At 68.3% G+C, this 13324-nt stretch carries 13 protein-coding genes; 7 read left to right on the forward strand and 6 right to left on the reverse strand.

All coding sequences use genetic code 11. The features are described from left to right. Nucleotides 1-21: 21 nt before the first annotated feature. On the reverse strand, nt 22-1101 hold the full coding sequence (locus tag BM43_RS31180; protein WP_036051879.1) for a lactonase family protein: 1080 nt from the start codon (nt 1099-1101) through the stop codon (nt 22-24). Nucleotides 1102-1432: 331 nt separating this feature from the next. Between BM43_RS31180 and mgrA the strand changes: the two genes are divergently transcribed. Both mgrA and BM43_RS31190 read left to right on the forward strand, forming a co-directional pair. Continuing rightward, nucleotides 1433-2476 (forward strand): L-glyceraldehyde 3-phosphate reductase, encoded by a 1044-nt coding sequence (gene mgrA / locus BM43_RS31185; protein WP_036031872.1) that lies wholly within the window; start codon nt 1433-1435, stop codon nt 2474-2476. Between the two features lie 336 nt (nt 2477-2812). Beyond that, nucleotides 2813-3118: a hypothetical protein gene (locus BM43_RS31190; protein WP_017919982.1), complete on the forward strand. Its 306-nt coding sequence runs from the start codon at nt 2813-2815 to the stop codon at nt 3116-3118. A gap of 34 nt (nt 3119-3152) precedes the next feature. Here the strand turns inward: BM43_RS31190 and BM43_RS31195 are convergent, their stop codons facing one another. After that, complete coding sequence (locus BM43_RS31195) at nt 3153-3731, reverse strand: class I SAM-dependent methyltransferase (RefSeq protein WP_017919983.1); 579 nt, start codon at nt 3729-3731, stop codon at nt 3153-3155. Nucleotides 3732-4131: 400 nt separating this feature from the next. On the opposite strand from BM43_RS31195, the gene BM43_RS31200 reads away from it, so the two are divergent. The 4 genes from BM43_RS31200 (at nt 4132) to BM43_RS31215 (ending at nt 7288) form a co-directional block, all read left to right on the forward strand. Then, nucleotides 4132-4881 (forward strand): electron transfer flavoprotein subunit beta/FixA family protein, encoded by a 750-nt coding sequence (locus BM43_RS31200; RefSeq protein ID WP_013697014.1) that lies wholly within the window; start codon nt 4132-4134, stop codon nt 4879-4881. Nucleotides 4882-4895: 14 nt separating this feature from the next. Continuing rightward, nucleotides 4896-5828 carry an electron transfer flavoprotein subunit alpha/FixB family protein gene (locus BM43_RS31205; RefSeq protein WP_036051878.1) on the forward strand — a complete coding sequence of 311 codons (933 nt, stop codon included), beginning with the start codon at nt 4896-4898 and terminating at the stop codon, nt 5826-5828. Continuing rightward, nucleotides 5818-6720, forward strand: a complete 903-nt coding sequence (locus tag BM43_RS31210) for an HpcH/HpaI aldolase/citrate lyase family protein (protein ID WP_226285217.1) — start codon at nt 5818-5820, stop codon at nt 6718-6720. Before BM43_RS31205 ends, BM43_RS31210 begins: the two co-directional genes overlap by 11 nt. 124 nt (nt 6721-6844) lie before the next feature. Further along, nucleotides 6845-7288, forward strand: a complete 444-nt coding sequence (locus tag BM43_RS31215; RefSeq protein WP_036051877.1) for a hypothetical protein — start codon at nt 6845-6847, stop codon at nt 7286-7288. Nucleotides 7289-7365: 77 nt separating this feature from the next. Here BM43_RS31215 and BM43_RS31220 read toward each other — a convergent pair whose 3' ends face one another. From BM43_RS31220 to BM43_RS31235, 4 genes are all read right to left on the reverse strand, one after another. Then, a complete protein-coding gene (locus BM43_RS31220) occupies nt 7366-8766 on the reverse strand; it encodes an MFS transporter (protein WP_036051876.1) in 1401 nt (466 codons plus the stop codon). Between the two features lie 100 nt (nt 8767-8866). Further along, nucleotides 8867-10045: a CaiB/BaiF CoA transferase family protein gene (locus BM43_RS31225; protein WP_036051875.1), complete on the reverse strand. Its 1179-nt coding sequence runs from the start codon at nt 10043-10045 to the stop codon at nt 8867-8869. Between the two features lie 13 nt (nt 10046-10058). Next, nucleotides 10059-11219, reverse strand: a complete 1161-nt coding sequence (locus tag BM43_RS31230; protein WP_036051874.1) for an acyl-CoA dehydrogenase family protein — start codon at nt 11217-11219, stop codon at nt 10059-10061. 59 nt (nt 11220-11278) lie between these two features. Beyond that, nucleotides 11279-12145 (reverse strand): HTD2 family dehydratase, encoded by an 867-nt coding sequence (locus BM43_RS31235; protein WP_036051873.1) that lies wholly within the window; start codon nt 12143-12145, stop codon nt 11279-11281. 158 nt (nt 12146-12303) lie between these two features. Here BM43_RS31235 and BM43_RS31240 point away from each other — a divergent pair, with 158 nt between their 5' ends. Beyond that, the gene (locus BM43_RS31240) at nt 12304-13257 is read left to right on the forward strand and encodes a LysR substrate-binding domain-containing protein (protein ID WP_036051872.1); all 954 of its coding nucleotides are present in this window, start codon (nt 12304-12306) and stop codon (nt 13255-13257) included. Nucleotides 13258-13324 lie beyond the last annotated feature (67 nt).

The raw sequence follows: 13324 nt of genomic DNA on the forward strand, positions 1-13324 counted from the left end.
CCCGCCCCTTGCTCGCTTGCGTCAGGCCCCGCTCGCGACGATCTCCACCCAGTTCGCGCCCTGTCCGCCGGGATGGCGCGAATGCAGGGCCGGCAAGCCCGAGGCGTCATCGATCAGGTAGAGCGACACCTGGGGCGAATGCTCGCCGCAGGCGACCAGACAGCGCCCGCCCGGATCGATCGCGAAGCCGCGCGGCTGCGTTTCGGTCGACACGGCGCCCGCATGCGCGAGCGTGCCGTCGGCCTCCACGCGCAACACGAACAGCCGGCTGGTGGTGCGCTCCGACAGATAGACGAAACGGCCGTCAGGGCGCACCTGCAGGTCGGCCGCCCAGATCGCGCCGGCCAGCGTGGCCGGATCGGGTTGCGGCTCGGTGGCGGGCGGCCGGGCCTGGCCGTCGCGCATCGCCGCGAGTTCGGGCGGGCGCGTCGTGACGTGGTGGCGGCTCAGCCTGCCGGTGAGCGGATCGCGCCGGAACACGGCTACTGTCGCGCGGAATTCGCTGAGCACATGGAGCCAGGCGCCGTCGGGCGAGAAGCGCATGTGGCGCGGGCCGAAGCCCTTGTCGAAGGCAAGCGTGTCGACGATCTCGAGCGGTGCCTCGCGTTCTGCATCGAGCGAGCAGCAGAGCAGGGCGTCGCTGCCCAGCGAGGTGACGTAGACATGGCGGTCGTCGGGCGAGACCAGCACGGCATGGGCGTTGCGAATGCCTTCGAGCGTTTGCAGCGGGCTTGCATCGCCTTCGTCGAGGCGGGCGATGGCGTGCACCACCAACTGGTGGCTGCCGTAGGAGGCGCCGAACAGGAAGCGCCCGGCGCGATCGATCGCCAGCGAGACGTGGCCCGCGCCGACGTCGAGCCGGTAGTCGGTCGCGAGCTGGCCGGTGCCGGGATCGAGCCGGCATCGCGCGATGGCCGGCGGCGTGCTGCGCAGCGCGGCGAACAGCGTGCTGCGATCGGATGCGATCGCCAGCGGCATGAGTTGCGGGCCTAGCGGGTGGTGGCCGGCGGCCTGCATCGAGGGTGCATCGGGGTCGAGGCGGTAGACGCGCAGGTCGGCGCTGATGGAATTCGAAACGATGACGGTCAGGGTCTTCGACATGGAAAGGGCGCAGGGATGGACGAACGGCGACGCCTCCTCGTGGGTCGATGCAGCAGGGCAGGCGCAGCGGGATGCGCCAGTATCGCGTGGGCGGTGTTCGCCTCCAAGCCGCCGCCGTTTGCTTGAGTCGATAGCGATTCTTGCGTTCCGTGCCGCTCACCCTGTTTCTGGTGCAGAATCCGGCCTGTCCAATCTGATCCGGGCCGTTTGCGCGGTCGATCTATTCCGGAAATAGATGGATGCAATCTCCACAATCAATTTCCCGCCGGCGACGAAGGCCTCTACACTCGCCGTTTTCGCAAGTGCCTTCAACGGTTCAGGAGAGACATCCATGACGCAGTATCTGGCTGATTCGAATCGCTACAACGATGCCATGCCCTACCGCCGGGTCGGCCGCAGCGGGATGGTGCTGCCGGCGATCTCGCTCGGTCTCTGGCAGAACTTCGGCGGCGTGGACGTGTTCGAGACGGGCCGCGCGATCCTGCGCCGCGCCTTCGATCGCGGCGTCACGCACTTCGATCTGGCCAACAACTATGGTCCGCCCGCCGGTTCCGCCGAGGAAAACTTCGCGCGCTGGCTCGCCGCCGACTTCAAGCCGTATCGCGACGAACTGGTGATCTCGACCAAGGCCGGCTGGGCGATGTGGCCCGGCCCCTACGGCGGCCCGACCGGCACGCGCAAGCATCTCATCGCGAGCTGCGAGCAGAGCCTGCGCCGCATGAAGCTCGACTACGTCGACGTGTTCTATTCGCACCGCGTCGACCCGAATACGCCGCTGGACGAAACCATGGGCGCGCTGGTGCAACTGCACAAGCAGGGCAAGGCGCTCTACGTCGGGATCTCCTCGTATTCGCCGGAACTGACGCGCCAGGCCGCCCAGATCCTCGAATCGGAAGGCGTGCCGCTGTTCATCCACCAGCCGAACTATTCGATGCTGAACCGCGGCATCGAGCACGGCCTGCTGCAGACGCTCGACGAACTCGGCGTGGGCTGCATCGGTTTCTCGCCGCTCGCGCAGGGGCTGCTCAGCTCGAAGTACCTGAAGGAGGTGCCGGCCGATGCGCGTGTCACGCGCAGCGGCTCGATGAACTCGGGCATGCTGAGCGAGCAGAACCTGGAGCGGATCCGGGCGCTGAACGCGATCGCCGAGCGCCGTGGCCAGACGCTCGCGCAGATGGCGATCGCCTGGACGCTGCGCGATGCGCGCGTGTCCTCGACGCTGATCGGCGCGCGCACGGTGGCCCAGCTCGACGATTCGCTCGATGCGGTCAAGCAGCTCTCGTTCACGGCCGAGGAACTGGCCGAGATCGACCGTCATGCGCAGGACGGCAACGTCGATATCTGGAAGGTGTCCTCGGGCATCGGCGCGAACTGACGCGCCTCGGCGGGGCGCGAGCGCGTCCCGCCGATCATCCCCGCCGCCGCGCCGCAAGGGCGCGGCACCTGGCGGAACGCGATGCAGGCTGCCGCGAGCAGGCGTAACAGCCCGACGGCAACCCGTCATCAAAAGAAATTTTCATTTTCACGCCCCCCATTCTTCAGACGACGAGCCCGTTGCTTCGTTAGGCTGATGCCCGATCGGTCCAGCAGGCGCGCCGATCGTCCCGAGTCGATCTCCGCTCACGGAGGTGACGAATTTCCCTATCGGCCGATATCGATGCGGCCGAGGGGCGGTCGTGCGCCGGGCCGTCTCGCATATCGAGGATTCCCAATGAAGAAATTCCTGATCGGCGCGGCCATGGTGCCGCTGCTGGCCGCCGCGGCCAATTTTGTCCACGCTTCGGATGCGCAATTGTCACGATTGTCGGCACCGGCGGCCGCGCGCGACCAGGTGCAGGCGCAACTGGTGGATGCCTGGCTGCGCGGCGTCAGCGCGGCCGACGAGAAGCAGACCTATCCCTCGCCCCCGGAATACCGCAGGTTCATCTCGATGCGCCGCTGCCACTACGCGCGCCTGCATCCCGACCGTCGCTACACGGGCGTGGTCGCGGCGGATTGCGGCAAGGCGATTTCCTGACGCCTAGGATGCTGCGGGGCGGCGCCCCGGCCGTTCATTTGCGCGTGATGCGGTAGACGGCGGCCGGCGGCAGGTTGCGGATCACGCGGCCCACGCAACTGGCCTTCAGGCCCAGCGTGTCGAGTGTGCGGCGCGGGATCGGGCAGCGATACCCGTAGGTGAACTGATGGAAGGCGCCATCCTCGCGCAGGTAGTGGAACGCGCCTTCGAGAATCGCCGCCACCTTCGGCCTGGGCATCGACAGCAGCGGCAGGCCGCTGACCACCGCGCCGACCGATTGCGGCAGCGCCACGCCGAGCGGTGCCAGCGCGGCCGCGTCGCCGATCACGATCTTCGCATCGGGGAAGCGCTCGGCCAGCAGGCTGCCGAAGCGCTCGCTGTTGTCCACCAGGATCAGGTCGCGCTGGGCCAGGCCGCGCTGCAGCAGGGCCCGCGTGAACACGCCGGTGCCGGCGCCCAGTTCCAGCACGGGGCCGTCGATGCCGGTGATGTCGCGCGTGATCAGGCGGCTCAGCGGCTCGCCGGAGGGCGCGATCGCGGCCACGTTCATCGGGTTCTCGAACCACGACCTCAGGAAGAACAACAGGTCGGACGATGCGCTTCGGGTTCGCATGTGACGGACACCTCATGGGAGTGACGCGCGCCGGCCGTGCCGCGAGGCATGGCCGGCGCCGGAACGGAAGAGGGAACGCGACGGCCGGCGCGCACACGGCGTGCCGGCCGTGGAATACAAGGCGATGCGTAGTGTTGCATCGTTTTGGGCGTCGATGCGAGCTTCGTCATGGATGGTTGCAATTTTTCCGGCGAACGGCGCCGGACCTGTCGCTGCCGTCAGCCAATGGACATGAAAGCTTCATCGACGGTGTGGGGAGGAGCCAGGGTGCAATTCGCGTGCCCGGCCAATAGGCCCATGCTATGACCGGCAAAGCTAATTGGTAGTGGTCGAAACCGCCGAATCCACGTGTAATGGGCCGGTTCAATACAAGCCAGCCTGGGCTGGGAAGGAGCATGCATTGAAGATTCTGGTGCCGGTAAAGAGAGTGGTCGACTACAACGTGAAGGTTCGCGTGAAGTCGGACGGAACGGGCGTCGATATCGCGAACGTGAAGATGTCGATGAACCCGTTCGATGAGATCGCGGTGGAAGAGGCGGTGCGCCTGAAGGAAGCGGGCACGGCGACGGAAGTGATCGCCGTGTCGATCGGCGTGGCGCAGGCGCAGGAGACGCTGCGCACGGCGCTGGCGATCGGCGCGGACCGCGCGATCCTGGTGGAAGCCGGCGAAGGCGTGGAGCCGCTGGGCGTGGCGAAGATCCTGAAGGCGCTGGTCGACAAGGAGCAGCCGCAACTGGTGATCCTCGGCAAGCAGGCGATCGACGACGATTCGAACCAGACGGGCCAGATGCTGGCCGCGCTGGCAGGCCTGCCGCAGGCGACCTTCGCCTCGAAGGTGACGGTGGCCGACGGTCGCGCCACGGTCGCGCGCGAAGTGGACGGCGGCTCGGAAACCCTGGCGCTGACGCTGCCGGCGGTGGTGACCACCGACCTGCGCCTGAACGAGCCGCGCTACGTGACGCTGCCCAACATCATGAAGGCGAAGAAGAAGCCCCTCGAGACGGTGAAGCCGGAAGACCTGGGCGTGGACGTGAGAGCGCGCCTGAAGACGCTGAAGGTGTCGGAGCCGCCCAAGCGCGCGGCGGGTGTGAAGGTGGCCGACGTGAAGACGCTGGTCGAGAAGCTGAAGACCGAAGCGAAAGTGCTGTAAGGGGAGACGAGAAGATGACGATTCTGATCATTGCCGAACACGACAACGCCACGATCAAGGCGGCGACGCTGAACACGGTGGCGGCCGCGCAGAAGATCGGCGGCGACATCCACGTGCTGGTGGCGGGCGGCAACGCGCAGGGCGCGGCCGACGCGGCGGCGAAGATCGCCGGCGTGGCGAAGGTGCTGCTGGCCGATGCGCCGCAACTGGCCGAGGGCCTGGCGGAGAACGTGGAAGCCACGGTGCTGAACATCGCGAAGGACTATTCGCACATCCTGGCGCCGGCCACGGCCTACGGCAAGAACGTGGCGCCGCGCATCGCGGCGAAGCTGGACGTGGCGCAGATCTCGGACATCACGGCAGTGGACAGCGCCGATACCTTCGAGCGCCCGATCTACGCCGGCAACGCGATCGCGACGGTGCAGTCGAGCGATGCGATCAAGGTGATCACGGTGCGCTCGACGGGCTTCGATCCGGTGGCGGCCGAAGGCGGCAGCGCATCGGTGGAGAAGATCGAGGCGGCGGCCGACAGTGGCAAGTCGCAGTTCGTGAACCGTGAAGTGACCAAGCTCGATCGTCCGGAGCTGACCAGCGCGAACATCATCGTGTCGGGCGGCCGGGGCCTGGGCAGCGGCGAGAACTACACGAAGGTGCTGGAGCCGCTGGCCGACAAGCTGTCGGCGGCGCTGGGCGCCTCGCGCGCGGCGGTCGACGCGGGCTACGTGCCGAACGATTATCAAGTGGGCCAAACCGGCAAGATCGTGGCGCCGCAGTTGTACATCGCGGTGGGCATCTCGGGTGCGATCCAGCATCTGGCCGGGATGAAGGACTCGAAGGTGATCGTGGCGATCAACAAGGACGAGGAAGCGCCGATCTTCAGCGTGGCCGACTACGGCATCGTCGGCGACCTGTTCACGGTGGTGCCGGAGCTCACCGATGCGCTCTGAGATCGACACCTTCCCGCGGCCGCCGCAAGCAGGCACGCGCGACGAGGCGGCCGCGGCGGCGGTGCCGGCGCAATCCTATCTGTTCGTGCCCGGCAATCGTCCCGAGCGTTTCGAGCGCGCGCTGGCCAGTGGTGCGGACGCGGTGATCGTCGATCTGGAGGACGCCGTCGAGCCCGCCGCCAAGCAGGCCGCGCGCGAGCAACTGGCCGGCTGGGTGTCGCGCGGCCGGCCGGTGCTGGTGCGCATCAATGCTCGCGGCACGCCCTGGTTCGAGCAGGATGCCCAGCTCGGCGCGCTGGACGGCGTGGCCGGCATCGTGCTGCCGAAGGCGGAAACGGCGCAGGACGTGACGGCCACGATCGCGCTGGCGCGGCGGCGCGTGCCGGTCTACCCGCTCGTGGAGAGCGCGCTGGGCATGTGGAATGCCATCGAGATCGCGCGGGCGCCGTATGTCAGGCGCCTGATGTTCGGCACGCTCGATTTCATCGCCGAGATGGGCATGAGCGACGACGGCGTGCCGCTCAATCCGTATCGCGCGCAACTCGCGCTGGTGTCGCGCGTGGCCGGCATCGAGCCGCCCGTGGACGGCGTGACGCCCGACGTGCACGACCTGGCGCGCATCGAGCGCGATGCGGCGAACGGCAAGCTGCATGGCTTCGGCGCCAAGCTCTGCATTCATCCGAAGCAGATCGAGGCGGTGCATCGCTGCTACCGGCCCGCCGAGCAGGAGATCGACTGGGCGCGGCGCGTGATCGAGGCGGCGCGCGAGGCCGGCGGCAGCGCCGTGATGCTCGACGGCCGGATGGTGGATCGGCCGGTGGTGCTGCGTGCCGAACGGATCCTCGCGCTGCACGCGGCGACGGCAGTTTCGGCGAGCGGATCGTCGGCGTGATCGCGGGTTGCCGGCGAGCTCGTGAGCGGCTCGCCGGCACCCGGGCCATCGACGATGGATGGCCCGGAAGTACGATCCGGTCGGCGAGGTATAGTGGCGCTTTCCCTCGTCGGAAATCATCCCCATGCTGACCTATGCCATTCAAAAAACCGGCTACGACTACGCGCAGCTGGACTCACAAGGCAATACGGATTTCGACGGATTCATCGAGGCACTCGAGCGCTTCCCCTGGAGCGAGCAACTGGCGCGCTGGAACGAGGTGCAGGACGGGCCGCTGCCGGCCATGGTGCTGAGCAACGAGGCGGACCGGCGCGAGCTGTGGATCAGCGCGCTGGGCGCCGGGCTGGCCGACAGCTTCCAGCTCAATGTGGTGGCGATGCGGGAGAAGAAAGCCTTGTTCGGCCTGGGCAAGCCGAAGCTGGATCGCGAGGTCACGAGCTTCGAGGTCTATGCGCGGGCCGATCTCGATCGGCTGTGCCGATTGTTTTGCAATGCACAATATGCCGACCTGGATCGGGAAGTGGCGAAGCTCGCCGAACTCGATCGTGAAGCGGATGACGATCGCTAGCAGGGCGGATCCGGCATGATTCGAAACGAGGACGGCCCGACATCGCGTCGGGCCGTCTTTTTTCCAAGCTCGTGCGCTCAGCGCCCGTCCGCGGAGCCGGCCACCGCCGCGGCCTGCGCGGCACTGCCATCCGCCGCGTCGCCCGGCGCGATGTCCTCCAGCGCTTGCCGGCTAGTCTCGACGCGCAGCACCACGATCGCCACGCACAGCACCACCAGCACCAGGCTGACCATCGAGATCACGCCCGACACGCCGAAGCGCTGATAGAGCAGCAGGGCGAGGTAGGGCGTCACGATCGAGGAGGCGCGCCCGGCAGTGCCCGCAACGCCGGTGCCGCGCAAGCGCACCTCGGTGGGGAACAGCTCGGGGATATAGCCGAACAGCCCGAGCGTGGTGATCGTGTAGAGCGCGCTGACCAGCCCGAAGCCGACCATCACGATCGCGGTGGCGTCGCGCAGCGTCACGTAGATCCAGCCCAGCGCGATGCTGATCAGCGAAGCCACCACGATGCTGCGCGCGCGGCCCCAGCGGTCGGCCACCACGTAGCCGATCAGGCCGCCCACCGGCGAGCCGATCGACATGAAGAACACGAAGCCGAGCGATTTCACCACCGACAGGCCCTCGGCGACGAAGAAGGTCGGCAGCCAGGCGACGAAGCCGTACAGGCCGACGTTGACGCCGATCGCGGTGAGCGCGGCCACCAGCAGGCGAGCGCGCATGTCCGGCGCAAACAGCCGCGAGATCGGCACCTTGCCGACGTTCAGGCTGACGGCGCGCTCGACCGGCGGCAGCTCGCCATGTTGCGCGCGCACCTGTTGCTCGATCGAGGCCAGCGTCGCCTCGGCCTCGTCGAGCCGGCCGACCGATTCGAGCCAGCGCGGCGATTCCGGCATGCGCTTGCGCAGGAACCAGACCGCCAGCGCGCCGATGCCGGCCAGCGCGAACATGTAGCGCCAGCCGAGGTGGGGGATGATCCAGTAGCCGGCCGCGAGCGCCGCGAACAGGCCGCTGTTGGTGATCACGGCCAGCAACGAGACCCACTTGCCGCGCGTGGCTGGCGGCACGAATTCGGCCAGTGTGCCGGCCGCCACCACCAGTTCCGCGCCCAGGCCGATGCCCATCACCAGGCGCAACACGATCAGCCATTCGATGTTCGGCGCGAAGCAGGCCGCCAGCGAGGCGAGCCCGAACACGGCCAGGTTGAGCTGGTACGAATAGCGCCGGCCGAGCCGGTCGCCCAGGTAGCCGGCCGCGAAGGCGCCGATCATCATGCCGATGAAGGTCGAGGACACGAAGATCGCGCCATGGCGCAGGTCCGTGAAGCCTTCCTTGACCATCGAGGCCACCGCGCCGTTGGCGAGGTAGATGTCGAAGGCGTCGAGGAAGGCGCCGCCGGCGATCAGGCCGAGGATCTTCCAGTGAAAGCGCGATATCGGCAGGCGATCGAGCCGGCCGGCGGCGTTGATGGTGCGGGTCATCGAGGGTGTCTCCGTTGTAGCGCCCCGGCTCGCCGGGCGGGCGGGGCGTCGTCTTGTCGTTGATTGGTGATGCGTTCGCTGGATCGGACGGGCGCTGTCGCTAGACGGCGCCCGAGCCATGCAGTCGTGCGATGCCCGCCGCGTCGTAGCCGAGTTCGGCGAGGATTGCGTCGGTGTGTTCGCCGAGCGCCGGCACCGGGTCCATGCGCGGCGCGTCGGCGGCGCTCAGGCCCGGCGGCAGCAGCGCCGGGATCTCGCCGGCCGGCGTGCCGACCATCGTCCAGCGCTGGCGCGCGGTGAGCTGCGCGTGCTGCCAGACCGCCTGCATGTCGTTCATCTGCGCATTGGCGATGCGCGCCGCGTCGAGCCGGTCGAGCACCTCGCGCGCGCTCAACGCGGCGAAGGCCTGCTCGATCAGCGCGCTCAGTTCGGCACGATTGGCCACTCGCCGGCTGTTCGAGCTGAAGCGCGGGTCCTCGGCCAGCGCGGGCTGGCGGATCACGCTCTCGCAGAAGCTCTGCCATTCGCGCTCGTTCTGCAGCCCGAGGATCACCGTGTTGCCGTCGCCGGCGCGAAAGGGTCCATAGGGAAAGATCGTGGCGTGCGAGGCGCCGGCGCGCTGGGGAGGATTCTGGCCGTCGAAGGCGTAGTAGAGCGGATAGCTCATCCATTCCACCGCGCTTTCCAGCATCGATACGTCGATGTGCCGGCCGCGGCCGGTCCTGCCGCGCGCGAGCAGCGCCGCGAGGATGTTCGAGTAGGCGTACATGCCGGCGGCGATGTCGGACACCGAGCAGCCGGCCTTGGCGGGCTGCTCCGGCGAGCCCGTCACCGACAGGAAGCCGGCCTCGCTCTGGATCAGCAGGTCGTAGGCCTTGCGGTCGCGATAGGGGCCGTCCAGGCCGTAACCGGAGATATCGCAGACGATCAGGCCGGGGTAGCGCTCGCCCAGGCTCGCGTAGTCGAGCCCGAGCCGCTGCGTGGCGCCGGGCGCGAGGTTCTGCACGAACACGTCGGCCTCGGCCAGCAGCCGGTGCACCACCTCGATCGCTTCGGGCTGCTTGACGTCGAGCGTCAGGCTTTCCTTGGAGCGATTGGTCCAGACGAAGTGCGAGGCCAGGCCCTTGACGCGCTCGTCGTAGCCGCGCGCGAAATCGCCGACGCCGGGCCGCTCGATCTTGATCACGCGCGCGCCGAGATCGGCGAGCTGGCGCGTGCAGAACGGCGCGGCGATCGCATGCTCGAAGGTGACGACGCGAATCCCTTCCAGTGGCAGCATGACAGGCTCTCCCTCAGAACGAGCGCGGCAGGCCGAGGATGTGCTCGGCCACGTAGGACAGGATCAGGTTGGTCGAGATCGGCGCGACCTGGTAGAGCCGCGTCTCGCGGAACTTGCGCTCGACGTCGTATTCGCAGGCGAAACCGAAGCCGCCGTGGAATTGCAGGCAGGCATTGGCGGCTTCCCAGGAGGCGTCGGCGGCCAGCAGCTTGGCCATGTTGGCCTGGGCGCCGCAAGGCTCGTGGGCGTCGAAGCGGCGGGCGGCCTCGAAGCGCATCAGGCTGGCGGCCTCGACGTTGATGTAGGAGCGCGCGATCGGGAACTGCACGCCCTGGTTCTGGCCGATCGGTCGGCCGAACACCACGCGGTCCTTGACGTATTGCGAGACCTTGTCGACGAACCAGTAGCCGTCGCCGATGCACTCGGCCGCGATCAGGGTGCGCTCCGCGTTCAGGCCGTCGAGGATGTAGCGGAAGCCCTGGCCGTCCTCGCCGATCAGGTTCTCGGCGGGGATCTCGAGATTGTCGAAGAACAGCTCGTTGGTCTCGTGGTTGACCATGTTCGGGATCGGCTGCACCGTCATGCCCCGGCCGATCGCCTCGTGCAGGTCGACGATGAAGATCGACATGCCCTCGCTCTTCTTGCTGACCTCGGCCAGCGGCGTGGTGCGCGCCAGCAGGATCATCAGGTCGGAATGCTGGACGCGCGAGATCCACACCTTCTGGCCGTTCACCACGTAGCGGTCGCCGCGGCGCACGGCGGTGGTCTTGATCTTCGTGGTATCGGTGCCGGTGGTGGGCTCGGTCACGCCCATCGACTGCAGGCGCAGCTCGCCCGAGGCGATCTTCGGCAGGTAGCGGTCCTTCTGCGCGGCCGAGCCGTGGCGCAGCAGGGTGCCCATGTTGTACATCTGGCCGTGGCAGGCCCCCGAGTTGCCGCCGTTGCGGTTGATCTCCTCCATGATCACCGAGGCTTCGGTCAGGCCGAGCCCGGAGCCGCCGTATTCCTGCGGGATCAGGGCGGCCAGCCAGCCGGCCTTGGTCAACGCGTCGACGAATTCGGCGGGGTAGGCGCGTGCCTCGTCGATCTTGCGGAAGTACTCGGCGGGAAATTGGCCGCACAAGTCGCGGATGGCATCGCGGATGTCCTGGAAGGCGTCGGTGGTGGCGTTCATCGATTGAGTGGGTTCTCGAGGTCGGGAAACAGGCTGTGGATTTCGATGCGAGGCGCCGCTCAGGCGAGCGTCGCGCTGGCCGACATGGTCAGCCAGCCTTCGTGGTCCCTGGCCCAGAGTTCGAGCGTGCGGCCGTCCTCGGCGCGGCGCCCGCAGACGGTGAAGGGCTGGCCGGCGAAGGTCGGGCGCAGCGCCTTGTAGCGGTACTCGCGCACCACGGCATCGGGCGCGAAGCGGGCCGCCGCGTCGAGCAGCAGGGTGGCGATCAGCGGGCCGTGCACGACCAGGTCGGGATAAGCCTCGACGCCGCGCGCGTAGTCGCGGTCGTAGTGGATCCGGTGGCCGTTGAAGGTCAGCGCCGAGTAGCGGAACAGCAGCGCTTCGGAGGGCGAAATACTGCGCTCCCAGTCGGCGTGCCCGGGCGCGGCGAGCGGCGCCGGCATCGGCTGCGCCTCGCCGGGGCGCGCGGCCTCGCGATAGACGATGTCCTGTTCCTCGCGGATTACCGGCGCGGCGCTGCCGGCCACGCGGATCTCATGCAGCACCGTGACGAAGGCCAGGTGCCCGCTGCGGCCCGATTTCCGCTCGATCGACAGCACCCGCGATTCGCGCGAGGCCTCGGCGCCGATCGGCAGCGGCGCGGCGAACCGGAGCCGCCCGCCGGCCGCCATCCTGCGCGGCAGGCCGAGATCGGGCAGGAAACCGCCGGTGGCGGCATGGCCGTCCGCGCCCAACGCGGCTTGCGGCGCGACCGACCAGAAATAGAGCCAGTGCCAGAGCGGCGGCAGCGGATCGCCAGGGGCGGGGCGCGTGTCGAGATCGAGCGTGGCCGCCAGCGCGGCGGCCGGCGCGGCCGCGATGCGATCGCTGGCGGTCTGGACGGGATGATCGGCGGCGTTCGGCGTGGCGCGATGATCGGGTGACATCGTGGGTCGTCTCCTGCTGGGCTTCTGCCGGCACGCGCCGAGCGCATCCGGCTTCGAATGCAAGGACTGTAGAAGAATGCGGCGGGCACCGGAAATACCGATTGAATGTGCCGGGCATAGGGGTATCCTATGACCGCTTCCGCCTCCCGCATCGCACCATGGATATCCGCCAGCTTCGCTACTTCGTCAACATCGTCGACTACGGCAGCCTCGGCAAGGCCGCCGAGATGCTCTACGTGGCGCAGCCCTCGCTGAGCCAGCAGATCGCCAAACTGGAAGACGACCTGGGCGTGCAGTTGCTGGTCAGGAGTCCGCAAGGCGTGAAGCCGACCGCCGCCGGGCAGGCGCTCTATCGGCATGGCCGGCTGGTGCTGCACCAGATGGAGCAGTTGCGGCAGGAGGTGCGCGAGGGCGTGGGTGCCGAGTCCGGCACGGTCGCGATCGGCTTTCCCACCACCATGTCGGCGATCCTCGCGATGCCGGTGTTCGAACGCGTGCGCGCGCGTTATCCCGGCATCCGGCTGCAGTTCTTCGAGAGCATGAGCGGCTACCTGAACGAGCTGCTCGCCAACGGCCGGCTCGATCTGGCGATCCTGTTTCGCGATACCAATACGCCGGGCATCTCCACCGTGCCGTTGTTCGACGAGGAGCTGTGCCTGATGGGCGAGCCCGAAGGCATGTCGGCGCGCGCGCGCAACTGCACGCTGGCTTCGCTGGCCGGCGTGCCGATGGTGGCGCCCGGCGCCTCGAACGGGCTGCGCGTGCTGCTGGAGCGGACCTTCGCGCGCGAGCAGGTGCCGCTCAACATCATCGCCGAGGTCGATTCGCTGCCGACCCTGCTGGCGATCGCGCAATCGGGCGCGGCCTGCACCATCCTGCCCTCCGTATCGGTGGCCTCGCGCGCGACGGCCGACCGCCCGAAGATGCGCCGCATCGTCGACCCGCTGATTCGCCGGCCCGGCAGCCTGTGCTGGCCGAATGCGCTGCCGGTCAGCTCGGCCTCGCTGGCGGTGCGCCATGTGATCGGCGAGCTGGTGGTCGAGTTGTGCGAGAGCGGGCAGTGGACCGGGATCGAGTTGCGCGAGCCGCCGGCGCGCCCTGCCGCGGTTTGAGCTCGTCGATGGCGACTGCCCGAAGCCGTGACGAGGCGTGGCCGGCCCTGTTGCTAGAATGGCGCCA

The sequence above is a fragment of the Burkholderia gladioli genome (assembly GCF_000959725.1).
Lineage (GTDB): Bacteria > Pseudomonadota > Gammaproteobacteria > Burkholderiales > Burkholderiaceae > Burkholderia > Burkholderia gladioli.